19 protein-coding genes and 1 tRNA gene are annotated in these 26,001 nt (G+C 38.7%); 13 read left to right on the top strand and 7 right to left on the bottom strand.

The genetic code is table 11. The features are described 5' to 3' along the window. The first annotated feature begins 2 nt into the window (after positions 1-2). Together CVS89_RS08205 and CVS89_RS08200 are read left to right on the top strand one after the other, a co-directional pair. Positions 3-584 (top strand): hypothetical protein, encoded by a 582-nt coding sequence (locus tag CVS89_RS08205; protein WP_009294895.1) that lies wholly within the window; start codon positions 3-5, stop codon positions 582-584. 31 nt (positions 585-615) lie between these two features. Next, positions 616-1,866, top strand: coding sequence for a DUF2920 family protein (locus tag CVS89_RS08200; RefSeq protein ID WP_107847398.1), 1,251 nt, complete (start codon positions 616-618; stop codon positions 1,864-1,866). Between the two features lie 54 nt (positions 1,867-1,920). Here the strand turns inward: CVS89_RS08200 and CVS89_RS08195 are convergent, their stop codons facing one another. The 7 genes from CVS89_RS08195 to der all read right to left on the bottom strand — a co-directional run bounded on the left by CVS89_RS08195 (position 1,921) and on the right by der (position 9,381). Beyond that, positions 1,921-4,287 carry a tetratricopeptide repeat protein gene (locus CVS89_RS08195; RefSeq protein ID WP_107847400.1) on the bottom strand — a complete coding sequence of 789 codons (2,367 nt, stop codon included), beginning with the start codon at positions 4,285-4,287 and terminating at the stop codon, positions 1,921-1,923. Then, positions 4,287-5,531 carry a serine--tRNA ligase gene (gene serS / locus CVS89_RS08190; RefSeq protein ID WP_107847402.1) on the bottom strand — a complete coding sequence of 415 codons (1,245 nt, stop codon included), beginning with the start codon at positions 5,529-5,531 and terminating at the stop codon, positions 4,287-4,289. The genes CVS89_RS08195 and serS overlap by 1 nt, the downstream gene beginning before the upstream one ends. A 21-nt stretch (positions 5,532-5,552) precedes the next feature. Then, the gene (locus CVS89_RS08185; RefSeq protein WP_107847403.1) at positions 5,553-5,993 is read right to left on the bottom strand and encodes a copper resistance protein CopD; all 441 of its coding nucleotides are present in this window, start codon (positions 5,991-5,993) and stop codon (positions 5,553-5,555) included. An 8-nt stretch (positions 5,994-6,001) separates the two neighbouring features. After that, entirely contained in the window at positions 6,002-6,967 is a 966-nt protein-coding gene (trpS, locus tag CVS89_RS08180; RefSeq protein WP_107847404.1) for a tryptophan--tRNA ligase, read from the bottom strand. Between the two features lie 363 nt (positions 6,968-7,330). Continuing rightward, entirely contained in the window at positions 7,331-7,483 is a 153-nt protein-coding gene (locus CVS89_RS08175; RefSeq protein ID WP_159070846.1) for a hypothetical protein, read from the bottom strand. A gap of 7 nt (positions 7,484-7,490) precedes the next feature. Beyond that, complete coding sequence (locus CVS89_RS08170) at positions 7,491-8,012, bottom strand: shikimate kinase (protein WP_103595231.1); 522 nt, start codon at positions 8,010-8,012, stop codon at positions 7,491-7,493. Continuing rightward, positions 7,993-9,381: a ribosome biogenesis GTPase Der gene (gene der / locus CVS89_RS08165; RefSeq protein ID WP_107847406.1), complete on the bottom strand. Its 1,389-nt coding sequence runs from the start codon at positions 9,379-9,381 to the stop codon at positions 7,993-7,995. Before der ends, CVS89_RS08170 begins: the two co-directional genes overlap by 20 nt. A gap of 152 nt (positions 9,382-9,533) precedes the next feature. On the opposite strand from der, the gene CVS89_RS08160 reads away from it, so the two are divergent. The 11 genes from CVS89_RS08160 to CVS89_RS08110 all read left to right on the top strand — a co-directional run bounded on the left by CVS89_RS08160 (position 9,534) and on the right by CVS89_RS08110 (position 25,612). After that, positions 9,534-10,424 carry a DMT family transporter gene (locus CVS89_RS08160; protein ID WP_004317649.1) on the top strand — a complete coding sequence of 297 codons (891 nt, stop codon included), beginning with the start codon at positions 9,534-9,536 and terminating at the stop codon, positions 10,422-10,424. Between the two features lie 10 nt (positions 10,425-10,434). Next, positions 10,435-11,235, top strand: a complete 801-nt coding sequence (kdsA, locus tag CVS89_RS08155) for a 3-deoxy-8-phosphooctulonate synthase (RefSeq protein ID WP_004317708.1) — start codon at positions 10,435-10,437, stop codon at positions 11,233-11,235. Between the two features lie 15 nt (positions 11,236-11,250). Then, the gene (locus tag CVS89_RS08150; protein WP_107847408.1) at positions 11,251-11,769 is read left to right on the top strand and encodes a hypothetical protein; all 519 of its coding nucleotides are present in this window, start codon (positions 11,251-11,253) and stop codon (positions 11,767-11,769) included. Positions 11,770-11,773: 4 nt separating this feature from the next. After that, on the top strand, positions 11,774-12,103 hold the full coding sequence (locus CVS89_RS08145) for a DMT family transporter (protein WP_107847409.1): 330 nt from the start codon (positions 11,774-11,776) through the stop codon (positions 12,101-12,103). Beyond that, positions 12,100-12,423 (top strand): DMT family transporter, encoded by a 324-nt coding sequence (locus CVS89_RS08140; RefSeq protein WP_103570380.1) that lies wholly within the window; start codon positions 12,100-12,102, stop codon positions 12,421-12,423. The genes CVS89_RS08145 and CVS89_RS08140 overlap by 4 nt, the downstream gene beginning before the upstream one ends. A gap of 60 nt (positions 12,424-12,483) precedes the next feature. After that, complete coding sequence (gene ribH, locus CVS89_RS08135; RefSeq protein ID WP_021084559.1) at positions 12,484-12,954, top strand: 6,7-dimethyl-8-ribityllumazine synthase; 471 nt, start codon at positions 12,484-12,486, stop codon at positions 12,952-12,954. A 1-nt stretch (position 12,955) separates the two neighbouring features. Next, a complete protein-coding gene (nusB, locus tag CVS89_RS08130; protein ID WP_004317696.1) occupies positions 12,956-13,351 on the top strand; it encodes a transcription antitermination factor NusB in 396 nt (131 codons plus the stop codon). Next, positions 13,348-14,028 (top strand): orotidine-5'-phosphate decarboxylase, encoded by a 681-nt coding sequence (gene pyrF / locus CVS89_RS08125; RefSeq protein WP_107847411.1) that lies wholly within the window; start codon positions 13,348-13,350, stop codon positions 14,026-14,028. The genes nusB and pyrF overlap by 4 nt, the downstream gene beginning before the upstream one ends. Positions 14,029-14,234: 206 nt before the next feature. After that, positions 14,235-14,477 carry a helix-hairpin-helix domain-containing protein gene (locus tag CVS89_RS08120; RefSeq protein ID WP_107847727.1) on the top strand — a complete coding sequence of 81 codons (243 nt, stop codon included), beginning with the start codon at positions 14,235-14,237 and terminating at the stop codon, positions 14,475-14,477. Positions 14,478-14,585: 108 nt separating this feature from the next. Continuing rightward, positions 14,586-14,676 (top strand) — tRNA-Ser (locus CVS89_RS08115). A 325-nt stretch (positions 14,677-15,001) separates the two neighbouring features. Next, the gene (locus tag CVS89_RS08110; RefSeq protein WP_196376806.1) at positions 15,002-25,612 is read left to right on the top strand and encodes a retention module-containing protein; all 10,611 of its coding nucleotides are present in this window, start codon (positions 15,002-15,004) and stop codon (positions 25,610-25,612) included. Positions 25,613-26,001 lie beyond the last annotated feature (389 nt).

Genomic DNA, 26,001 nt, shown 5'->3' with positions numbered 1-26,001 from the left:
AGATGAGAAATTTCTTTTTATTTGTTCTAGCGGTGTTTTTTGTCGGATGTGCTAGCAGCACGCCAAATATCTCGGTAAAAACGAGTGATCCGATCTTTTTTACGCTTGGTGAAGCAAACAAAAGCGTCTATGTAAATTTTAAAAATAGCGCGACCGGACAAGATGTAAATGCTGAAATTTTAAGCGAATTTGCAAAGGCTGGCTTTAGAAATGAGCCAAATATCAAAAATGCCGACTTCATCATCCTTGGCGACGTGCAAAGCTTTTCTAGGACAACCAAAAGAGACCCTAGATTTTCAATGGGCATGGGATATGGCTTTGGCAGACCAAGTTTTGGCTTTGGCTACTCGATGTTTTTCCCGTTTGATTATGATGATTATGATGACGACTTTAGCACAAACAGCTATGCTTACTACATGCAAGTAAGCGTGCTAGTGCGCCCAAAAGATGGCGGTGAGAAAGCGACAAATATCTCGCTCATGCAAGCTGGTAATGTCTATTCGCCAAGCTACATCTGGCCATTTTTCAAAGAGCGCCTAGCAAAACAGATCGTTAGCTTTTTTTATAACGTCTCACAAAGGTAGAGAAATTTAGCAAACTTTAAAAGGAGTTAAGATGCTAGTTGATGGAAGCTACGAAATTTTATCTTGTGATGATGTGGAGCTTGGCATCAAAAGAAGCTCTGCTTTATCTTTTTATGCCTGTTATGACGATGTTAAAGAAGCAAAAGCGCTTTTAGTTATCATCCCTGGTCTTGGAGCAGACTCTGACTCTGGATATAGAGCCCATCTCATGCGAACCATGGCAGAGAACTATGATGTGGCGTGTATTAGTGTGGATTATCACTGTATAGGCAACCGCCCACAACTTGGGGCTCAATGTTTGTTAGATGATTTGGACCGTGCGATATTAATAGATGAGTTAGCCAAAATTGGTATAACATTACCAATAGACATAAAGGCGGTCGATAGTTATAAAAAAACATGTTTTTTATTTGAAAGTCTTAGCGAGGAGATCACTCTTAGAAAAAAGGCAAATATTTTGCCTGCAAGTTATAAGCTAAATTTGAGTTGTACAATGTATCCAACAAAAGATGAATACCAAAATTTTGGCATTATGCAAGCTATTGATATATTAAATGCTATTCTTTATACTAAGCATAATTTATGCGCTGGAAAATTTAGTCAAATTCCTGTTATTTTGGCAGGAAGCTCACATGGTGGCTATCTTGCAAATTTATCAGCTAAAATTGCTCCGTGGTTAGTAGATGCTGTGATAGATAATAGCTCCTATGCTATATTTTTATGGCGTCTTATTGGCTTTGGAAAAGAGATTGATTTTACTAAATTTTTTTGTTGTGCGACTGATGACTTTTATCAAGATATTTGCCTCTATCTTTTTGATAAAACCTATTGGACACTAGATAAGACTTCACCATATTATTTTAATGAATCTAGAGAAGAGATAAGAAATATCTTAAATCCGAAACATTTAAAGGTACAGAGTAAATTTAAAAAGACATTTTATATTGGATATCATTGCGTGAATGATGATATAGCCCCGGCAAAGGATAAAACCAAGCTTTATGAGGCTCTTAAGAAGCTAAATTTTGACGCGACGCTTCATATGGTAAAAGACGAGAGCGAGGTTGATGGTAAATTTATAAAGTCTCTAACTCACGGCATGGGGATGTCTTATAAACTGCTTTTGCAAAGAGAGCTTCCTGGCGTTATGAAGAAAATTTTGTCTAAAAAAGATAAAAAAGATGAGATTAACGAAAAATGCATAGAGTATAAGTGTGGTGATTTGCTTTATAAATTTAGTGAAGTCTCAGATCAGATAAGGCTTGAAGTTACTAATATTTAAATTTAGAGCCATTTTATCTAAAGCTAGGCTTTTAAAGACCTAGCTTTAAATTTTCTAATTATCTATCATAAAATCATAAAATTCGTTGTTGTATCCGACGTTTCCTACTTTGCTGTATTGTATAAGAGCGGCTTTTATGTTATCGATTTGCTGATACATAAAGCCAAGGGCGGCTCTGTTTTCAACAGCACTTGGATCATTTAGCTTTGTTAGCTCCAAAAGTGCGATAGCATTTGTTATTTTGTTCGCTCCAGTGGCTGCTACACTCGCTAAAAAGAGCGTGCCAGCGTCATTTATCTTAAACTCGTCTATGACCTCATTATAAAGTTTATAACTCTCATCAAAGTCGTTTGTAAAGATATCCACGTAGGCTAGAGTTTGGATCAAATTTATATTTTTTGGCGCGCTCTTTAGCTCGGCTCTTAGCTTATCGCGCTCCCTTGTTAGCAGGCCTGAGATCTGAAGCAGCTTGATGTATTGCTTTTTGATGATGTCAGCGCCGTGGTAGAAGGCGTTTGAGTCGAGATTTTTATCGATGAAGTAAATTTGTATCGCTTTTGCATACTCTTTGACGTTTTGATCTTTGTTCTTAGAGATGAAATTTAAGATATTTGCGATGATGTCGTTTGGCAAAATTTTCATAAGCTCATCAGCTTTTTTTGACATTAGCTCGTCGTTATTTGAAATTTTAGCGGTGATGATATCAAAGGCTAAATTTAGTGTCGTAGGCTCTTTTGGCTCTTCAAGCCACCTTATCATCGCGCTTTGGTTGCCACTAATTAGGCTTAAAAGCGAGGCGTATAAATTTACAGGCTTTAGGCTCTTGTCATTTTCTAAATTTTCGCCGATCTCTTCAACTAGTTTTGGGTTTAAATTTCTATTTATATCCATGCAGATAGCCCCAAAAATGCCCGAGAGATGGTTGTTTACATCTTGATGGTAGCTTGCTATAAAGTGCTTTGCAGCAAGGCTAAAATTCCCAAGCTGAGCGTAGCTAAGAGCTAGGTTGTACTGCAATATCGAGTGGTTTGGATAGGTCTTGGCAAGCTCTTCAAAGTCCTTGTTTGCCTCTTTTAGGTGGTAGGTGAGGGCTTTGGCGATGGCCTCGCTAAGTTTTGCATTGACTTTTGAGGCGGCCGCACTTTGAGTTAGGTAGTCGTTTGCCGCTGAGGTATCATCTAAAAAGACGCTAACACCGCCTTTTCTTATCTGCTCGATGCTCTGTTTCGCGTCAAAGACCTTGTAAGGTGCGAAGTAAAAGAGCGTCTCGTAGCGTCTTGTTCTATCAAAAAACATATCGTCGCTAAAGTGCGCCTGAGCTAGGCTAACATCAAAAAGATCTGGCTTTAGGATGGTCTTTATCTTGTAAATTTTACTTGGCATCGAGGCGTTGTAGTCATAAACGTCTTTGATAAATGCCGCCGCATCGCCATAATCAGCCGTTTTTAGATCGATTAGTGCGGCTGTCATCTTAATAAGATCGATATTTGGCGTGTTTTTAGAGGCTTTTGTTAGGTAGTCTCTTGCCTTGTCGTATTTGCCAAGCCTTGCGTAGAGCTGTGCTAGCGTAAAGTCAGCCTTAAACGCCTTTTGCCCCTCAAGCTTGGCTATGGCTCTTTCGTCATCGCCAAGAAGCGATAAAATTTTTGCGCTCAAGTAGGCATACTCGCCCTTATAGTCCTCTGTGCTAGGGTGCGAGAGTGCTTGCAGTGCCTCGTAATAATTACCCTTGTAATAATTAACTAGCGCATAGTAGTAGCTGTAAAGTGGCGAGCTGTTTTCATACTGCAAAAAGGAGTCCGCAAGCCCTATGTAGTAGTTGAAATTTTTGGTGTTATTTAGCTCAAGTGAGCAAACAGCGGCGTTTATGGCGCTAACTGCGGTGTTTTCGCGGTCGGTTATCGCTTTGTTAAACGAGATGATCGCCTCATCGCATTTTTCTTGTTTCATCTGCGAAACGCCGAGGTTGTAGTTTGAAAGTGACTGGTTATAAACAGCTATGTTTTCATAAATTTTTAACGCTTCAAATTTATTGCCACGCTCATAGAGCTGATTGGCTTTGTTTATCATCTCATCGATCTTTGAAGCGCCAAAATTTTGCGTTTGGTAGTTGTTTTCTATATTTTTTACGATGGCTGTAGTGTCTATCTCCTCTTTTTTATCTTTTTTTAGCAGGACGATTAACAAAACAGCGATCAAAATGACAAGCACCAAAGCAGCTGCGCCGATGATGATAAAGAGCTTTTTCTTGCTCTTTTTTACAGGTATTGGCTCTGGGATGCTCTCATCTTGAAGCACGCCATCATTTGCGATGCTCTCAAGCGAGACGATCTCTTCAGGAGCCTCTGTCTTTGCCTCTTCAGGCGCTTGCTCTGCTTGCTCGCCAGGTGGCTTTAGAACTACAACCTCGTCATCAGCCACTACATATACCTTTTAAGAACTTCTGGAATTTCGATAGTGCCGTCAGCCTTTTGGTAGTTTTCCATTATCGCTATTAGCGTCCTACCAACTGCCAAGCTTGAGCCATTTAGCGTGTTTGCAAGTGTATTTTTCTTGCCGTCTTTAAAGCGAATTTTTGCGCGTCTTGCTTGAAAATCACGAGTATTAGAGATAGAGCTGATCTCGCGGTATTTGCCTTGACCTGGTAGCCAAACCTCAAGGTCTATCGTCTTTGCCGCGCTAAAGCCTAGATCGCCACTGCAAAGAAGCATATGGCGGTGAGGCAGCCCAAGACTAGTTAGTAGGTCGCTAGCGCAAGATATCATCTCAGCAAGCACGCACTCGCTTTGATCAGGCTTTGTGATGCTTACAAGTTCTACTTTTTCAAACTGGTGCTGGCGGATCATGCCTCTGGTGTCACGTCCTGCTGAGCCTGCCTCTTGGCGGAAGCATGCCGAGTAGCAAGTCATCTTTATAGGTAGCTGCTCGGCTTCAATGATGGTGTCATTGTATAAATTTGTCACAGGCACTTCGCTAGTTGGGATGAGGTAGAGATCCTCGTCGCGAACCTTGTAAAGATCCTCTTCAAATTTAGGCAGCTGACCGGTACCAAAAAGTGTGTTTGAGCTTACTAGATAAGGGACATTTACAAGCTCAAATCCGCGCGTGCTGTTAAAGTCGATCATGTAATTAACAAGCGCTCTACTAAGTCTTGCTCCCATGCCTCGAAGCACGGTAAAGCGCGATCCTGAGAGCTTTGCGCCCCTTTCAAAGTCAAGCCAGCCAAGGCTCTCACCTAGCTCCCAGTGCTCCTTTGGTGTAAAGTCAAATTTAGTTGGCTCAAGCACCGTTTTTATGCAGACGTTATCGTCCTCGTCCTTGCCAAATGGCACGTCATCATCGGTGATATTTGGCACGCTAAATGAAATTTGCTCAAGCTTTTCTTCATATTCTTTAACGATCTCATCAGCGTCAGCAAGGGCAGCTTTGTTTAAATTTAGCTCACTCTTAAGCTCACTTACGTCCTCACCAGCTCTTGCTTTTGCGCCAAGCTCCTTGCTCTTTGCATTTTGGATCGCTTGGAAATTTTCAAGTGCTTTGCGCTTTTGCTTTAGCTCGTTAAAAGTGTGTAAAAGTTCGTCTAATAGGCTAGCTTTAACGTTTTTGCCCTCTAGTTTTTTTACGAATTCATCGTAGTTTGTCTCAAGTAGTTTTAAATTTATCATTATTCTCTCCTTATTCTATCCTTAAACCATAAACATAACTTTTGCAAGCAAGACGATCGCCACCGCAAGCGTAAGTGCGATAGGGTGGATGTTGCCAAGTGGGCTAGGGCGCTTAAATATAAATTTGCAGCTTAAATTTACTATCACCGCAGCCACGATCACCATCGCTAAGCAAAATTTGATCATAAAAGCGATCTGTAAATTTGTCTCAAAGTAGCCTCCAGCCTTGCTGCCGACCCAGCTGCTCATCATCATGCCACCAGTTAAAACTAAAAGTAGCAAGCAAATAGGCATGATCCTAATAGCTACTGAGCCGATGGCTTGTTTTGCCTTTTGAGCAAGCTCTGACGGCATCTTTTTGCTCGCCGCTCTTAATATGATCACATCAAAAAATAGATAACCAACAAAAATGATCGCACAAAAAAGGTGGATTATCTGCGCGTAGGGGTATAAATTTTGCATATTTTTCCTTATCTGTAAATTCCAACCGCTTCACGCACTTTTTTTATCGTTGCGTGAGCTACATTTTGGGCTTTTTTAGCACCTAGATCTAAAATTTTAGCCACCTTGTCAGGGTTGTTTTGATAGTATTCAAATTTCTCTCTTGCATCTTTGAAATAGTCCCAAACAAGCTCGTTTAGATAGGCTTTAAAGTGCCCATGCCCCTCGCCACCACGCTCATATCTAGCCTGCAAGTCGCGCTGTCCGTTTTCGTCTAAGAAAAGCTTTGCGATGTTATAGACGTTGCAGTTTTGCCACTGCTTTGGCTCTTCAAGCGGCGTGCCATCAGTCACGATGCTTGAAATTTGCTTTTTAAGCGTCTTGGCGTCCGCGAAGATATCGATCGTGTTGCCGTAGCTTTTGCTCATCTTTTCGCCATTTGTGCCAGGCACGGTAGCGACGTTTTCATCGATCTTTGCCTCAGGCAATGTAAAAATCTCGCCATGTTCGTTGTTAAATTTGATAGCGATGTCGCGCGCGATCTCTACGTGCTGGATCTGGTCTTTGCCCACAGGCACGACCTGCGCGTTATAAAGCAAGATATCAGCTGCCATCAAAACTGGATAGCTAAAGAGTCCGTGGTGCGAGCTAATGCCCTTTGCAACCTTGTCTTTGTAGCTGTGTGCGCGCTCAAGTAGCCCCATAGGCGTGTATTGACTTAGCACCCAGTAAAGCTCAAGTACGTCTTTAACGTCACTTTGCACCCAGAAAATGCTCTTGCCTGGGTCGATCCCAAGCGCCAAAAAAGCACACGCAGCGTCAAAGGTATTTTGCTTTAGCGCTTTGCCGTCGCTAAGGCTGGTCATCGCATGGTAGTTTGCTATAAACATAAACATCTCGTTTTTTTCTTGCATATCAACCATCTGCTTTATAGAGGCAAAATAGTTGCCAAGGTGTAGTTTGCCGGAGGGTTGGAGGCCGGTTAATACTCTCATCTTATCCTTTCCTTTTTGGCTTTTTCTCGCGAGCGCTTTTGATAGAGATTTGAAATTTTAAGCTTTCGGCAGACTATGTGTCTAGCCTCGGCTTAAAATTTCTACACAACTATCAAAATCATCTCACGATACTTCGCCAAAATGCTTTTTTAAATTTTAACGTTACATTAGATTTTTGTATCCAATCTAATCTTAAAATTTAACTGGCAGACCATGCGTCTAGCCCTCACTTAAAAACAAAATTTCGCCTCGCCTAAACAAAAAATTCTTTGCCAAAGCTTTTAAATTTTAACATCACGTTAGACTTTATGTGTCTAGCTTGGTCTTAAAATTTAACTGCACAACATTTGTCGCTTTAGCGCTCTAACAAAGAGAAGCAAAATTTATCTCAAAATTTTGCCAAAATTTCTCACTATAAAACGTTAAATTTGGCTCAAACATCACAAATTCCAACACCACGCCAGACAGCCATCTAGCCTGATCTTGAAATTTATCGTTGCAAGTAGCCCTCGCCACTTTGCAACTAAACTTTTAAAAGTATCCTTATCTCTTTTACGATCTGCTTTGGGGTTTTGCCCTCCACTTCAACGATATAATCAGCCTTTTTCTCATAGAGCTTCTCTCGCTCTAGATGAAGTGCCTCAGCCTTTTTCAGGTCGCTTAAAAGCGGGCGTTTAGCGATCTTTTTCTCGCTATTTTTGCTATTTTTTAGCCTCTGCATGATCGCATCAAAGCTTGCTTTTAGATAGATCACGGTGCCTATTTTGTTTAAATTTTTAACTTTCGCAAAGCCCCCACCTGTCGAGATGATCGCATTTTTGACATTTGTGGCTAGAAATTTGGCTAGATCTTTTTCAAGCTGCCTAAAATACTCTTCGCCAAATTCATCAAAGATAGCCTTTATCTTCATATTTTGTGAGCTCTCTAGCAAGTCGTCGCAGTCAAGGTTCATCGTCTTTAGCGCCTTGCTTAGCGCCCTTGCGGTTGTGCCCTTGCCAACGCCCATAAACCCTATCAAAACGATATTATTGTTCTTTGTCTTCATCACTCTCTCCACGTTTTTTAGGGATCAGCACGATAGGCACGCCAGCTAAGCTAAAGCTCTTTCTAAGCTTGTTTGTCAGGTAGCGTTTGTAGCTAAAGTGCAGACATTTTGGGCGGTTCATTATGAGCGCTATCATGATAGGCGCTGTTTTAAACTGCACTGCGTAGTAAATTTTCACGACTCTGCCTTTATCACGTGGCAGTGGGTGCGCTTTTGTCGCTTCGCCGATCACTTCATTTAGCTTTGAAGTTTGGATTTTTTGGGTGTAGTTTTTGTAAATTTCAACTATGAGTGGGTAAATTTTATGCACTCTTTTGCCGCCAAGTGCCGAAACGCTGATGATTGGCGCATATGAGAGAAATTTAAACCTATCTTTTATCTCTTTGCAAAGCTCGTCAAATTCTTCGCTGCTTTTGTCCCATTTGTTTAGCACGATGATGACGCCAAGCTCAAATTTCGAGGCGATGCCAGCGATGCGCTCATCAAGCTCAGTTAGTGGCTCAGAGCTATCAAGTACAAGTAGCGCTACGTCTGTCTCTTCTAAAATTTTCTCAGTTCTATTTAGCGCGTATCTCTCGATGCCCTCGATCTTGCCACGCTTTCTGATACCGGCAGTATCTACAAACTCAAAAACCCTGCCATCATGCTCGTAAATTTCATTGACTGGGTCGATCGTAGTGCCTGCCACGTCGCTAACAACGGCGCGGCTCTCTTTTACAAGGGCGTTTAGAAGTGAGCTTTTGCCGACATTTACGCGGCCTATGATGCCAACTCTGATGTTTTTGCTCTCATAGTCTATCTCGTCGCTTAGCTCGCCCTCGTCGTTATAGTTTTCTAAAAAATCATCAAAATCATCGCTCGTATCGGCCTTTATCTGCACCTTGCTCTCTAGGTGCTTTGCTAGCCAGATGCTAAGCTCATCGACGCCAGTGTTGTGGCTTACTGAAATTCCAAATGAGTTTTTTGCGCCAAAACTTACAAATTCCCACTCTCTTTGCTCGTCTTTTTTGCTGTCGATTTTATTTATGACTAGAGCGATTGGTAAATTTAGCTTGCTAAGCTCGTAAAAAATGGCTCTATCCTCGTCATCTGGCATCATTTTGCCATCGACCATATAGAGGATAACGTCTGAGTTTTTAGCCTCTGCCAAGGTCTTTGCTTTTACGTTTTTAAAAAGCTCGCTGCTATCATCAAGCCCGCCGCTGTCGATTAATATACACTCTTTGCCCTCAACTTCGATCTTAGCTTTGTTTGTATCTCTTGTAGTGCCGCTAACGTCGCTTGTTATGGCGATACGACGACCAGCTAAGCGGTTAAAAAGTGAGCTTTTGCCGACATTTGGCTTGCCTACTAATATTACTTTTTGCAAATTTTGTCCTTTTTATGATGGCTGATTATACAAATTTTTCTCTTATATAAAGTATAAAATTACGCTTAAAAGCGCCGAAATAAAAGAAAAAATCAACCAAAATTTAAGCCATTTTTTATTAAAATGAGTGCTTTAAATTTAGAGGTTATGCGATGTTAAAAAGGTTTTATATTTCACATCTTGGCATTTTTTATATGCTCTTTGCTTGCTTTATGTTTGCCGTGACTGGCGCATTTGCAAAGTATCTGAGCAAAGATATGCCTTCTATCGAAGTTGTTTTTTTTAGAAATTTGATCGGACTTTTCATCGTCATCTACGCCATCTATAAATTTCCATTTAAACAAACTGGCGGGCACTTTTTCTTGCTGATGTTTCGCGGTTTTGTGGGCACGGTGGCGCTTTTTGCCTTTTTTTATAACGTCGCGCACGTAAATTTAGCCACAGCCTTTACATTTCAAAAGACAAACCCAATCTTTACAGCCATTCTCGCAGCTATCGTGTTTAAGGAGCGGCTAAGTTCGCTTGGCTGGTTTGCTGTCTTTTTGGGATTTGGCGGAATTTTGCTTGTTATCCAGCCAAATTTAGGTATCAATAAAACCGATATCATCGGCATTTGGAGCGGTCTTGGAGCGGCTATTGCCTACACGAGTGTCAAGGAGCTAAACAAGAGCTATGGCACAAATATCATCGTGCTAAGCTTCATGCTTTGGGGCTCGTTTTTGCCGCTTATTTGCATGGGGATGGCTGAGTTTTTTACTTATGAGCCTCTGGATTTTTTATTTTCTAAATTTGCTATGCCAAGCTGGCACAATGTCGTTTTTATCTTGCTAATGGGGCTTAGCGGCTACTATTTTCAGGCGTTTATGACAAAGGCATTTGCAGTTGGCAAAAAAGCTGGCGTGATCGCTGCGGTTAGCTACGCTGACGTCATTTTTACGCTTATTATTGGCTATTTTATGGGCGATGCGTTGCCAAATCACCTAGCGCTCGCAGGTATCGTGCTTGTCGTGGTGAGTGGAATTTTAGTTGTTAAAGAAAAATAAAGGAGAAAAGATGATCTTAATCGCTGGACCTTGCGTGATAGAGAGCAAGGAGCTTGTTTTTGAAGTGGCAAAAAGGCTAGTTAAATTTAATGAAAATCCAAAGCTTGATTTTTACTTTAAGTCTAGCTTTGACAAGGCAAATCGCACGAGTATTAGCTCATTTCGTGGCCCTGGACTAGAGAAGGGTTGTGAAATTTTAGCTGAGGTGAAAAAAGAATTTGGCTTTAAAATTTTAACCGATATCCATGAGAGCTATCAAGCTCAGCCTGTTGGCGAAGTGGCTGATGTGCTGCAAATTCCTGCATTTTTGTGTCGTCAGACTGACCTTCTAGTAGCGGCTGCAAAGACAAAAGCGGTCGTAAATATCAAAAAAGGGCAGTTTTTAGCAGCTTCAGCGATGAAACACTCTGTTAAAAAGGTGCTTGAGACAAGAGGAGTTAGCGGCGATGGATACGAGGTTGCAAAGGCAAATGGCGTCTGGCTAACGGAGCGTGGAAGCACATTTGGATATGGAAATTTAGTCGTTGATATGAGAAATTTGGTGATGATGAGAGAATTTGCGCCAGTTATTTTTGACGCTACTCACAGCGTGCAGATGCCAAGCGCACTTGGCGAAAAAAGCGGCGGTGACGCTAGGTTTGTGCCGTATCTTGCAAGAGCAGCAGCTAGCGTTGGGGTGGATGGATTTTTCTATGAGACGCACATAAACCCTTGCGAGGCGCTATGTGACGGACCAAATATGCTAAATTTAGACGAGCTTGAAAAGGTCGTAAATGACACGCTAAAGATAGAGGAAATTTTAAATTTTTAAACTAAGGAGAGAGGGATGAAAAGGATTTTAGCGCTACTTTTGGGAGTGCTGTTTTTAGTAGGTTGTGGCTCATCTCAGCCAAAGGTGCCACTTGCTGGCAAGTATAAATTTGAGGGCATTAGCTACACTCATGTGCAGCGCCACGAACCGACAAAATTTCTCTATCAAAGCCCAAAAATGATCGAGAAAAAGTATAACAAGCAAATCACCGAGGCTCTTACAAAAGAAAATTTGCTCGATCCTAACTCAAACGACGAGCTAAAGATAAAGATAACTCACCGCAGGGAATTTATGGGCGAAGCGACCTTTGCTAAAAGCGACAGGATGGGCAATATCTACCTTACTTACGAGGTAGAAGTTGTTAGAAATGGCGAAGTTTTGAGGCATTATAGCTCTAGCGAGCTAAGGTTTAACCCTGGGGTCTTTGGAAATTTAAAGGGGCTAGTTGGACAAAATAACGATGATAGCCTTGAAAATAAGGCGATTAGCGCAAATGTAAAAGAGATCGTTGATACCATAAAAGGCATGAAGTAAATTTATGTCAAATAGAGGTTTTTTATGGATATTTCTGGGTGCGGTGGCTGAGTGTGGCTGGGCGTATGGGCTAAAGCACGCGTCAAATTTAAGCGAATTTTTGCTTACGACACTGCTAGTGAGCATAAGTTTTGTCTCGTTTATGAAGGCTTTAAAGTATCTGCCTGTAAGCATCTCTTATGCAGTATTTGTGGGCTTTGGAACGGCTTTTATCGTGATAGCCGAGATCATCAGCGACTACGCAGCAAACGGGGCTTTGCCAAATTTTATTAGGCTATTTTTCATAGCGACGCTCATTTTAGGCGTGCTTGGGCTAAAAGGCATAAAAGAATGATCCATTTTTTAGCGCTTTTACTAGCTGGATGTTGCGAGGTTTCTGGCGTCTTTTTTATCACTAAATTTTCAAAAAGCACAGGCGTAAAAAAGTGGGCAAATTTCATCCTTTTGCTTGGAAATTTCGCCCTTTCTTTAACGCTGCTTAGCTACGCTATGCAAACTATCGCTATGTCGGTGGCGTATGCGATCTGGACAGGCATCGGAGCGATCGGAGCAGTCGTGGTTGGCGTAGTTTTTGAAGGTGAGAAGATAAATTTTAAAAAAGCCTTGTTTTTATCGCTCATCATCTTTAGCGTCATCATGCTAAAGATAGTTTGACGAAGGGTCTATTTTTAAACAAGCTTTTGCTAAACTTGCATAAAAAATAAAGGAGAAAAGATGAAAATAATCGAGGGAAATTTAGCCCTAAAAGGCAACGAAAAGATAGCGATCATAAACGCAAGGTTTAACCACATCATCACAGACCGCTTGGTAGAGGGCGCAAAAGATGCATTTTTACGCCACGGCGGCGACGAGAAAAATTTAACTTTAGTGCTAGTCCCTGGCGCATTTGAGATACCTATGGCGCTTGAAAAGGTGCTTGCAAGCGGTAAATTTGACGCGGTTTGCTGCGTGGGAGCGGTGATAAGAGGCGCAACGCCGCACTTTGACTACGTAAGTGCTGAGACCACCAAAGGCATAGCAAACGTGACGCTAAAATACGCAAAACCAGTCACATTTGGCGTGCTAACGGTAGATAACATCGAGCAAGCGATCGAGCGAGCTGGCAGTAAGGCTGGAAACAAGGGCTTTGAAGCGATGACGGGCGTTATAGAGATGCTAAATTTATACAAAAAGCTAGGAGAGTAAAATGGCCACACGTCATCAAGTGAGACAAGCCATAGTTTCGCTACTTTACTCAAACGAGATAAACCCGGTAACTGCTGAGTTTGAAGAGGAATTTTTAGAAGAGAAAAAGATAAGAAATGAGCGCAAAAATGAGGCGCAGCAGACCTTTAAAGAGGTGCTTGCAAATAAAGAAAAATTAGATGAAATTTTAAAGCCACACCTAAAAGACGGCGACTTTAGCAAGGTTGGCGCAACTGAGCTTGCTATCCTTAGACTTGGGCTTTATGAGATGAAATTTAGCCAGACTGATAAAGCTGTCATCATAAACGAGGCGATCGAGCTTGCAAAGGAGCTTGGAAGCGACCAGGCGCCAAAATTTATAAACGGCGTGCTAGATAAGATAAAGGGCGATCTATGAGGCTCTGCGTCGCTCTTGATATGGCGAACAAGGATGAAAATTTAGCCCTCGTGCGCGAGCTAAAAGGGCTTGATCTTTGGCTAAAAGTGGGGCTTAGAAGCTATCTTAGAGACGGAGCTAAATTTATAGAGGAGCTAAAAGGGGCAGGGGAGTTTAAAATCTTTCTTGATCTAAAGCTCTATGATATCCCAAACACCATGGCAGACGCCGCTGAGGTCGTCTCAAAGATAGGCGTGGATATGATAAATGTGCACGCAAGCGCTGGCGAGAGAGCGATGAAGACCGTGATGGAGCGTCTTAATGCGCTGCAAAATCGCCCCTTAATGCTTGCAGTATCAGCGCTAACTAGCTTTAGCGAGAGCGAATTTGAAGCGGTTTATAACGATACTATTTCTCGCTCGGTTAGGAAATTTAGCCAGATGAGCTTTGAAGCGGGGCTTGATGGCATGGTCTGTTCGGTCTTTGAAAGTAAGCTCATAAAAGATGTGACAAATAAAAATTTCATCACGCTTTGCCCTGGAGTTAGGCCTTTTGGCGAGAGTGCGGGCGATCAAAAGAGGGTTGCAAATTTAGTTAGCGCAAAGCAAGAGGGCAGCGACTTTATCGTCGTTGGCAGACCGATCTACGAAAACGCAAACCCAAGAGAAATTTGCGAACGCATTTTGGAGCAAATTTAGCGCCCTAACTTGCATAAAATTTGATCTAAAATCATTTTAAGCATGGCTTTTCGCGAGAAATTTTAATTAAACCACCTCGTAAGAAGCTTGGATAACGACTTAGTGTAGTAGCAAGATGAAATTTAGCAAGCTTTGTAGCGCATAAGAATGAAATTTAAAATTTCATTGCAACGAGTTTGGCGGTGCTTAAAAAATTCGAGGTAAATTTGAGCGATTTTAAGAAAATCCCATATGTCGGCGAGGCGACGCAGGCGGATCTGCTAGCACTTGGCTACAAGGATATCGCTTCGCTAAAGAGTGCGGACCCTGAGGAGATGTTTGAACGTACAAAGGCGCTTGGACGCGGTAGCGACAGGTGCATTTTCTACGTTTACCGCATGGTTTGTTATTACGCAAATACTCCGCACCCAGACAAGGCCAAGCTAAAATGGTGGCTTTGGAAGGATTAAATTTATAAAATTTGACCAAAATTTATGTTGTTTTTCTACGTGAGAGCTGTGAATGCAAATTTAAGCAAGATATCAGCGGCATTCAATTATAATGCGATTTCTTCTTATGGACAGATGGGTGAGCGGCTGAAACCACACCCCTGCTAAGGGTGCAGCTCTTAATCGGGGCTCGAGGGTTCAAATCCCTCTCTGTCCGCCACTAGTTAAAATAATAGTAAACTTTTTATTATCTATCACATAATTTTCTTATGATTTTTTGTTAGTTTTTCCATAATAGAATAAAATGTCAAAAAGTACATGATAAACTAAAAATTTTAAGTAAAAAATAGTTACAAAAAATAAAAGTTGAAAACAAGAAAACACATAATATTTTTTAAAAAAATTACGAACTTTTTAAATATATTATTAATAGTATTTATGGGACTTTGAGTGATAATAAACCTCTTAAGTTGTACCAAAGTACAATAGAAAAACTATTTTATTTCCAGTACAATGCCGCAAACATTGTTTGAAAAGGATTTAAAATGGCTACACAAGTTGGCGTAATAAAGCAAGTTTCTGGCACCGTTGTTGCAGTTGATGCTAACGGAAAAGAAAGAATTTTGACAGCAGGCGACGCTATCTTCTTTGGAGAAATAGTAAAAACAATTGGAAATAACTCCAATGCCGTGATTGCAATGGATGGCGGTAAAGATGTTAGTATTCTAGCTAATGATACTGTACTTATTGATCAAAATATATTAAATATTCAAAATCCAAATATCAATACCATAGCTGATGTAAATGATTTACAAAAAGCTATCTTGGCAGGCAAAGACCTAACACAGCTTGAAGAAACAGCTGCAGGTGGTGGTGATACTGGCAGCGGCGATGGTGTGAGTTTGGGTGAAGCAAGATTTGCTGAGGGAGGCCATGAGAGCAATATTTATGCTTACGGGAGAAATATAAATGATACCCATTACGCTTTTGCCACTCCTATAAATTCCGTGGGTGGTGCTAATTCTGATAATAGTAATATTAAAGATGTAATAGTATTAGACACGTTTGTTTCTCTTAGTGTAGAGCTAAAAACAGCTGAAGGTAACGACCACATCATCACTGAAAAAGAGCTTCATGATGGTAAAGATGGTGAGAAGATAGTAGGTGAGCTAGTAGTAGGTAAAGATATCGTAGTAGATATGACTAACGATAAGATAGCTATTAGTGTAGATGGCAGAAAGATTGGTGATGCTAAGATTACTGAGGATCTTGGTAATGGTAAATATAAGTATGAACTTACAAATATAAGAACTGAAGAATTTACTGATGGTACATCTAATAAACCAAATGGTAAGATAGAGGCTGTCTACAATGCAGTTGATAAACAAGGTAACCACAAAGATGTAACTGCTAATAATATATATGAGGTAGAATTTAGTGGTCCTAAACAAGAAGATGATCCATCTAAACCTACTACTAATGAAAACGGCGTATATATTAGTGTAGAGCTAAAAACAGCTGAAGGTAACGACCACATCATCACTGAAAAAGAGCTTCATGATGGTAAAGATGGTGAGAAGATAGTAGGTGAGCTAGTAGTAGGTAAAGATATCGTAGTAGATATGACTAACGATAAGATAGCTATTAGTGTAGATGGCAGAAAGATTGGTGATGCTAAGATTACTGAGGATCTTGGTAATGGTAAATATAAGTATGAACTTACAAATATAAGAACTGAAGAATTTACTGATGGTACATCTAATAAACCAAATGGTAAGATAGAGGCTGTCTACAATGCAGTTGATAAACAAGGTAACCACAAAGATGTAACTGCTAATAATATATATGAGGTAGAATTTAGTGGTCCTAAACAAGAAGATGATCCATCTAAACCTACTACTAATGAAAACGGCGTATATATTAGTGTAGAGCTAAAAACAGCTGAAGGTAACGACCACATCATCACTGAAAAAGAGCTTCATGATGGTAAAGATGGTGAGAAGATAGTAGGTGAGCTAGTAGTAGGTAAAGATATCGTAGTAGATATGACTAACGATAAGATAGCTATTAGTGTAGATGGCAGAAAGATTGGTGATGCTAAGATTACTGAGGATCTTGGTAATGGTAAATATAAGTATGAACTTACAAATATAAGAACTGAAGAATTTACTGATGGTACATCTAATAAACCAAATGGTAAGATAGAGGCTGTCTACAATGCAGTTGATAAACAAGGTAACCACAAAGATGTAACTGCTAATAATATATATGAGGTAGAATTTAGTGGTCCTAAACAAGAAGATGATCCATCTAAACCTACTACTAATGAAAACGGCGTATATATTAGTGTAGAGCTAAAAACAGCTGAAGGTAACGACCACATCATCACTGAAAAAGAGCTTCATGATGGTAAAGATGGTGAGAAGATAGTAGGTGAGCTAGTAGTAGGTAAAGATATCGTAGTAGATATGACTAACGATAAGATAGCTATTAGTGTAGATGGCAGAAAGATTGGTGATGCTAAGATTACTGAGGATCTTGGTAATGGTAAATATAAGTATGAACTTACAAATATAAGAACTGAAGAATTTACTGATGGTACATCTAATAAACCAAATGGTAAGATAGAGGCTGTCTACAATGCAGTTGATAAACAAGGTAACCACAAAGATGTAACTGCTAATAATATATATGAGGTAGAATTTAGTGGTCCTAAACAAGAAGATGATCCATCTAAACCTACTACTAATGAAAACGGCGTATATATTAGTGTAGAGCTAAAAACAGCTGAAGGTAACGACCACATCATCACTGAAAAAGAGCTTCATGATGGTAAAGATGGTGAGAAGATAGTAGGTGAGCTAGTAGTAGGTAAAGATATCGTAGTAGATATGACTAACGATAAGATAGCTATTAGTGTAGATGGCAGAAAGATTGGTGATGCTAAGATTACTGAGGATCTTGGTAATGGTAAATATAAGTATGAACTTACAAATATAAGAACTGAAGAATTTACTGATGGTACATCTAATAAACCAAATGGTAAGATAGAGGCTGTCTACAATGCAGTTGATAAACAAGGTAACCACAAAGATGTAACTGCTAATAATATATATGAGGTAGAATTTAGTGGTCCTAAACAAGAAGATGATCCATCTAAACCTACTACTAATGAAAACGGCGTATATATTAGTGTAGAGCTAAAAACAGCTGAAGGTAACGACCACATCATCACTGAAAAAGAGCTTCATGATGGTAAAGATGGTGAGAAGATAGTAGGTGAGCTAGTAGTAGGTAAAGATATCGTAGTAGATATGACTAACGATAAGATAGCTATTAGTGTAGATGGCAGAAAGATTGGTGATGCTAAGATTACTGAGGATCTTGGTAATGGTAAATATAAGTATGAACTTACAAATATAAGAACTGAAGAATTTACTGATGGTACATCTAATAAACCAAATGGTAAGATAGAGGCTGTCTACAATGCAGTTGATAAACAAGGTAACCACAAAGATGTAACTGCTAATAATATATATGAGGTAGAATTTAGTGGTCCTAAACAAGAAGATGATCCATCTAAACCTACTACTAATGAAAACGGCGTATATATTAGTGTAGAGCTAAAAACAGCTGAAGGTAACGACCACATCATCACTGAAAAAGAGCTTCATGATGGTAAAGATGGTGAGAAGATAGTAGGTGAGCTAGTAGTAGGTAAAGATATCGTAGTAGATATGACTAACGATAAGATAGCTATTAGTGTAGATGGCAGAAAGATTGGTGATGCTAAGATTACTGAGGATCTTGGTAATGGTAAATATAAGTATGAACTTACAAATATAAGAACTGAAGAATTTACTGATGGTACATCTAATAAACCAAATGGTAAGATAGAGGCTGTCTACAATGCAGTTGATAAACAAGGTAACCACAAAGATGTAACTGCTAATAATATATATGAGGTAGAATTTAGTGGTCCTAAACAAGAAGATGATCCATCTAAACCTACTACTAATGAAAACGGCGTATATATTAGTGTAGAGCTAAAAACAGCTGAAGGTAACGACCACATCATCACTGAAAAAGAGCTTCATGATGGTAAAGATGGTGAGAAGATAGTAGGTGAGCTAGTAGTAGGTAAAGATATCGTAGTAGATATGACTAACGATAAGATAGCTATTAGTGTAGATGGCAGAAAGATTGGTGATGCTAAGATTACTGAGGATCTTGGTAATGGTAAATATAAGTATGAACTTACAAATATAAGAACTGAAGAATTTACTGATGGTACATCTAATAAACCAAATGGTAAGATAGAGGCTGTCTACAATGCAGTTGATAAACAAGGTAACCACAAAGATGTAACTGCTAATAATATATATGAGGTAGAATTTAGTGGTCCTAAACAAGAAGATGATCCATCTAAACCTACTACTAATGAAAACGGCGTATATATTAGTGTAGAGCTAAAAACAGCTGAAGGTAACGACCACATCATCACTGAAAAAGAGCTTCATGATGGTAAAGATGGTGAGAAGATAGTAGGTGAGCTAGTAGTAGGTAAAGATATCGTAGTAGATATGACTAACGATAAGATAGCTATTAGTGTAGATGGCAGAAAGATTGGTGATGCTAAGATTACTGAGGATCTTGGTAATGGTAAATATAAGTATGAACTTACAAATATAAGAACTGAAGAATTTACTGATGGTACATCTAATAAACCAAATGGTAAGATAGAGGCTGTCTACAATGCAGTTGATAAACAAGGTAACCACAAAGATGTAACTGCTAATAATATATATGAGGTAGAATTTAGTGGTCCTAAACAAGAAGATGATCCATCTAAACCTACTACTAATGAAAACGGCGTATATATTAGTGTAGAGCTAAAAACAGCTGAAGGTAACGACCACATCATCACTGAAAAAGAGCTTCATGATGGTAAAGATGGTGAGAAGATAGTAGGTGAGCTAGTAGTAGGTAAAGATATCGTAGTAGATATGACTAACGATAAGATAGCTATTAGTGTAGATGGCAGAAAGATTGGTGATGCTAAGATTACTGAGGATCTTGGTAATGGTAAATATAAGTATGAACTTACAAATATAAGAACTGAAGAATTTACTGATGGTACATCTAATAAACCAAATGGTAAGATAGAGGCTGTCTACAATGCAGTTGATAAACAAGGTAACCACAAAGATGTAACTGCTAATAATATATATGAGGTAGAATTTAGTGGTCCTAAACAAGAAGATGATCCATCTAAACCTACTACTAATGAAAACGGCGTATATATTAGTGTAGAGCTAAAAACAGCTGAAGGTAACGACCACATCATCACTGAAAAAGAGCTTCATGATGGTAAAGATGGTGAGAAGATAGTAGGTGAGCTAGTAGTAGGTAAAGATATCGTAGTAGATATGACTAACGATAAGATAGCTATTAGTGTAGATGGCAGAAAGATTGGTGATGCTAAGATTACTGAGGATCTTGGTAATGGTAAATATAAGTATGAACTTACAAATATAAGAACTGAAGAATTTACTGATGGTACATCTAATAAACCAAATGGTAAGATAGAGGCTGTCTACAATGCAGTTGATAAACAAGGTAACCACAAAGATGTAACTGCTAATAATATATATGAGGTAGAATTTAGTGGTCCTAAACAAGAAGATGATCCATCTAAACCTACTACTAATGAAAACGGCGTATATATTAGTGTAGAGCTAAAAACAGCTGAAGGTAACGACCACATCATCACTGAAAAAGAGCTTCATGATGGTAAAGATGGTGAGAAGATAGTAGGTGAGCTAGTAGTAGGTAAAGATATCGTAGTAGATATGACTAACGATAAGATAGCTATTAGTGTAGATGGCAGAAAGATTGGTGATGCTAAGATTACTGAGGATCTTGGTAATGGTAAATATAAGTATGAACTTACAAATATAAGAACTGAAGAATTTACTGATGGTACATCTAATAAACCAAATGGTAAGATAGAGGCTGTCTACAATGCAGTTGATAAACAAGGTAACCACAAAGATGTAACTGCTAATAATATATATGAGGTAGAATTTAGTGGTCCTAAACAAGAAGATGATCCATCTAAACCTACTACTAATGAAAACGGCGTATATATTAGTGTAGAGCTAAAAACAGCTGAAGGTAACGACCACATCATCACTGAAAAAGAGCTTCATGATGGTAAAGATGGTGAGAAGATAGTAGGTGAGCTAGTAGTAGGTAAAGATATCGTAGTAGATATGACTAACGATAAGATAGCTATTAGTGTAGATGGCAGAAAGATTGGTGATGCTAAGATTACTGAGGATCTTGGTAATGGTAAATATAAGTATGAACTTACAAATATAAGAACTGAAGAATTTACTGATGGTACATCTAATAAACCAAATGGTAAGATAGAGGCTGTCTACAATGCAGTTGATAAACAAGGTAACCACAAAGATGTAACTGCTAATAATATATATGAGGTAGAATTTAGTGGTCCTAAACAAGAAGATGATCCATCTAAACCTACTACTAATGAAAACGGCGTATATATTAGTGTAGAGCTAAAAACAGCTGAAGGTAACGACCACATCATCACTGAAAAAGAGCTTCATGATGGTAAAGATGGTGAGAAGATAGTAGGTGAGCTAGTAGTAGGTAAAGATATCGTAGTAGATATGACTAACGATAAGATAGCTATTAGTGTAGATGGCAGAAAGATTGGTGATGCTAAGATTACTGAGGATCTTGGTAATGGTAAATATAAGTATGAACTTACAAATATAAGAACTGAAGAATTTACTGATGGTACATCTAATAAACCAAATGGTAAGATAGAGGCTGTCTACAATGCAGTTGATAAACAAGGTAACCACAAAGATGTAACTGCTAATAATATATATGAGGTAGAATTTAGTGGTCCTAAACAAGAAGATGATCCATCTAAACCTACTACTAATGAAAACGGCGTATATATTAGTGTAGAGCTAAAAACAGCTGAAGGTAACGACCACATCATCACTGAAAAAGAGCTTCATGATGGTAAAGATGGTGAGAAGATAGTAGGTGAGCTAGTAGTAGGTAAAGATATCGTAGTAGATATGACTAACGATAAGATAGCTATTAGTGTAGATGGCAGAAAGATTGGTGATGCTAAGATTACTGAGGATCTTGGTAATGGTAAATATAAGTATGAACTTACAAATATAAGAACTGAAGAATTTACTGATGGTACATCTAATAAACCAAATGGTAAGATAGAGGCTGTCTACAATGCAGTTGATAAACAAGGTAACCACAAAGATGTAACTGCTAATAATATATATGAGGTAGAATTTAGTGGTCCTAAACAAGAAGATGATCCATCTAAACCTACTACTAATGAAAACGGCGTATATATTAGTGTAGAGCTAAAAACAGCTGAAGGTAACGACCACATCATCACTGAAAAAGAGCTTCATGATGGTAAAGATGGTGAGAAGATAGTAGGTGAGCTAGTAGTAGGTAAAGATATCGTAGTAGATATGACTAACGATAAGATAGCTATTAGTGTAGATGGCAGAAAGATTGGTGATGCTAAGATTACTGAGGATCTTGGTAATGGTAAATATAAGTATGAACTTACAAATATAAGAACTGAAGAATTTACTGATGGTACATCTAATAAACCAAATGGTAAGATAGAGGCTGTCTACAATGCAGTTGATAAACAAGGTAACCACAAAGATGTAACTGCTAATAATATATATGAGGTAGAATTTAGTGGTCCTAAACAAGAAGATGATCCATCTAAACCTACTACTAATGAAAACGGCGTATATATTAGTGTAGAGCTAAAAACAGCTGAAGGTAACGACCACATCATCACTGAAAAAGAGCTTCATGATGGTAAAGATGGTGAGAAGATAGTAGGTGAGCTAGTAGTAGGTAAAGATATCGTAGTAGATATGACTAACGATAAGATAGCTATTAGTGTAGATGGCAGAAAGATTGGTGATGCTAAGATTACTGAGGATCTTGGTAATGGTAAATATAAGTATGAACTTACAAATATAAGAACTGAAGAATTTACTGATGGTACATCTAATAAACCAAATGGTAAGATAGAGGCTGTCTACAATGCAGTTGATAAACAAGGTAACCACAAAGATGTAACTGCTAATAATATATATGAGGTAGAATTTAGTGGTCCTAAACAAGAAGATGATCCATCTAAACCTACTACTAATGAAAACGGCGTATATATTAGTGTAGAGCTAAAAACAGCTGAAGGTAACGACCACATCATCACTGAAAAAGAGCTTCATGATGGTAAAGATGGTGAGAAGATAGTAGGTGAGCTAGTAGTAGGTAAAGATATCGTAGTAGATATGACTAACGATAAGATAGCTATTAGTGTAGATGGCAGAAAGATTGGTGATGCTAAGATTACTGAGGATCTTGGTAATGGTAAATATAAGTATGAACTTACAAATATAAGAACTGAAGAATTTACTGATGGTACATCTAATAAACCAAATGGTAAGATAGAGGCTGTCTACAATGCAGTTGATAAACAAGGTAACCACAAAGATGTAACTGCTAATAATATATATGAGGTAGAATTTGATCATATAAGCATAGATACAAAAGTAAGTTTAAATGTATCTGAGGAGGGTCTGCCTGGTGGTATAAAAGATAACAAAGGAACAAATGACACTACAAATTCTGTAGAAGATAATAAATCAATAAATGTAGTTAGTGCATCAAAAGTAACGTTTGAATTTGCTGTCACTGATGGTGCAAACAGTGGTCTAAAATCAGGTGGAGAGAAGATAATTTGGAAGAGCGTTCCTGCTGTTGGTGGAGATGGAAAGAGTATTTCTATAATCGGCGTTAAAGAGACTAGTGGTGAAACAGTGCTCACGGTTAAGCTAAATAAAGAGACTGGTGCCACTAAAGTTGTTTTAGAAAAACCAGTAGATCACGATCCTGCTGGTAATGGCGAAGACGTAGTAACCGCTAGTGTAGCCATAAAAGCGACAAATGCTCATGGTGCAATAGCTAAGTCTGCTGTGGAGATAAATATCCAAGATGATTCACCTTACGTTGCTAGCGATAGTACTGAAAATGTTATTGTTGGTTTTGAGCAACCTAGAAGCAACGTCACGCTTGTCCTTGACTTCTCACGTAGTATGTTCTTTAAGAGCCAGACTCAAGCAGTTGATGCAAATGGTAAAAAATTATACGAGCAAAAATTTGAAAATGGCAAGTGGGTTGACGATCTGGATAGACCAGTATTGGTAGAAAAAACTCGTTTAGAGATAGCTCATGAAGGTGTGATGAACTTACTTAATCAGTACTCATTAAAAGGTGATGAAAATGTTAAAGTTAGCATGGTTGCATTTGCAGGTGATGCTAAAGAGCTTAAGTCTTCTAGTGGACAGACATGGATGAGTATCTCTGAAGCCAAGGCACTTATTGACAAATATTTTGGTGGTGACTATATAAAGTATGATAAAAAAATATGGTCTAAAAATGCTAATGGCGAGTATATAACTGACCATAATTACTATAAAAATAGTAAGATTGTGTTGGATGATGATGGCAACTTTATACTAAAAGTTAGGGGTCAGGGAGAGTATAACATTTCAGCCTCTGTTAACTTGCCTATAGATGATATAAAAGGTGGTACAAACTATGATGCAGCTTTAGCGCAAGCAAAAGATACTTTCGCTAAAAATGGCAAAATAACTGGTGCAGACGTAGAAAACAGATTGCATTTTGTCTCTGATGGTGAACCAACCATGTCTGACTCAAGAGTGGGTGGTGCTCTTGGAAGTCTTGAAAATAGGGCTAGTATTGTATATGATGGTAGGACTTGGGATTATACAGCAGATAATAAATTTGTAGCTAGTGGCACAAGCGACTATATAACATCAAATGCAACAGGTACTGATTTCACTAGGCATTATTATAGTTGGGCTAGTGGTAAATGGGTTACTAGCGACATCACTAGCAGGGTTATAATTAATCACGGTATAGATGATGCTGAGAAAGCAGTATGGGAAAACTGGCTGATCAACAATAAAGTCATAGCTGAATCATTTGCTTTAGGCAATGATGCAAAATTAGATAAACTAGATCCTATCGCATATGACGGTGTAGAGAGAAGGGATATAGATGCCAAAGACTTTGCTGAGCTAGCTCTTCCTACTAAGAGTTTCAAAGGCAATATCATGGATACTTTAAAAGAAGCAGATACTTTTGGTAAGACGTCTATAGAATTCGGAGCAGATGGTGCGGGTGCTCAAGCAGTGGCCATCACGCTAAATACTGCAGGAGGAGTAAAGACATATACTTATACACCAGGAGAAAATGGAGGCGAAGGTAGTTATACTATAAGTGGCGAGTCTATGCCACATAGCGGCTCAAATTTTACAGCTACGCTACCAACAGGTAGTAAGATTACTATTGATATGGTAACTGGCAAATATGAGTATAATCCAAATGCAGATCTAGCCAAAGCAGACAAAGAAGAGAGTGTGGAGATAAAATACTCTGTTACTGATGCAGATGGCGATAGTGTAAGTGCTACGACCACTATTAATACGAATGGCATCGCAGGATTTGATCACATTAAGTATGGTACAATGAATGGTGACACGCTAAATGGCACATCTGGTAATGACGCTATACTGGGTGGTAGGGGTAATGACTACATAGATGGTAAAGGCGGACATGATGCATTGCTTGGTGGTGAAGGCAATGATACCATCATTTATCATAATGATGCGAAAATTTTAGATGGTGGAGATGGATCTGATACGCTTGTCATCAAGCACAATATCGACTTTAGTAATATAAGTGGCTTAGATGGTAAGGTGAGCAACTTTGAAAGGATTGACCTAGGTAAAGGTGGTACTTCTGATGCGATAGAGATGACAATTAGAGCCGAAGATGTGCTAGATATCACTGATAATAAAAATACTATTTTGAAAATAGATGGTGATGCGCATGATACTGTTAAAGGTGGCAACTGGAAGGTTACACATGACGTAGCGGCAGATAGCGGTTATACAGCGTATGAAGGCATAACTGAAAAAGGTCAAACAATATATATCCAGATAAATAATGAAATCAAAACTGATTTCTAAAAAATAAGAGTCACTAGACTCTTTAAGGGGCACTTGGATTTAAAAACCAAGTGCCCTTTCTAAATTTTATAACCTCATAAAATTTCATCCATATACTAACTAAAAAGTATGATTTTAAAAAATGTAATTTATAAATTTACACGCAAGTTAACTTCACTATAATAGGCAGACAAAGATATTAAATAAATTCGCTATTTTAGATCCGATAATTTTTACAAATTCGCAAATCTTATAGTTATATTGTAGTGTCATGCTAATTCAAAGTACTATAAAATAGGCATTTGTGATAAAAAGATGATATTTTATATACTTATTTTTTTATTATTTTATGAAAATTATTTTTTTAAAAAAAGCCTATAAAAACGTATTTTTACAAAATATTGACAATA

The sequence above is a fragment of the Campylobacter concisus genome (assembly GCF_003048615.2).
Taxonomy (GTDB): domain Bacteria; phylum Campylobacterota; class Campylobacteria; order Campylobacterales; family Campylobacteraceae; genus Campylobacter_A; species Campylobacter_A concisus_C.
This window is presented reverse-complemented; position numbering and strand designations above follow the sequence as displayed.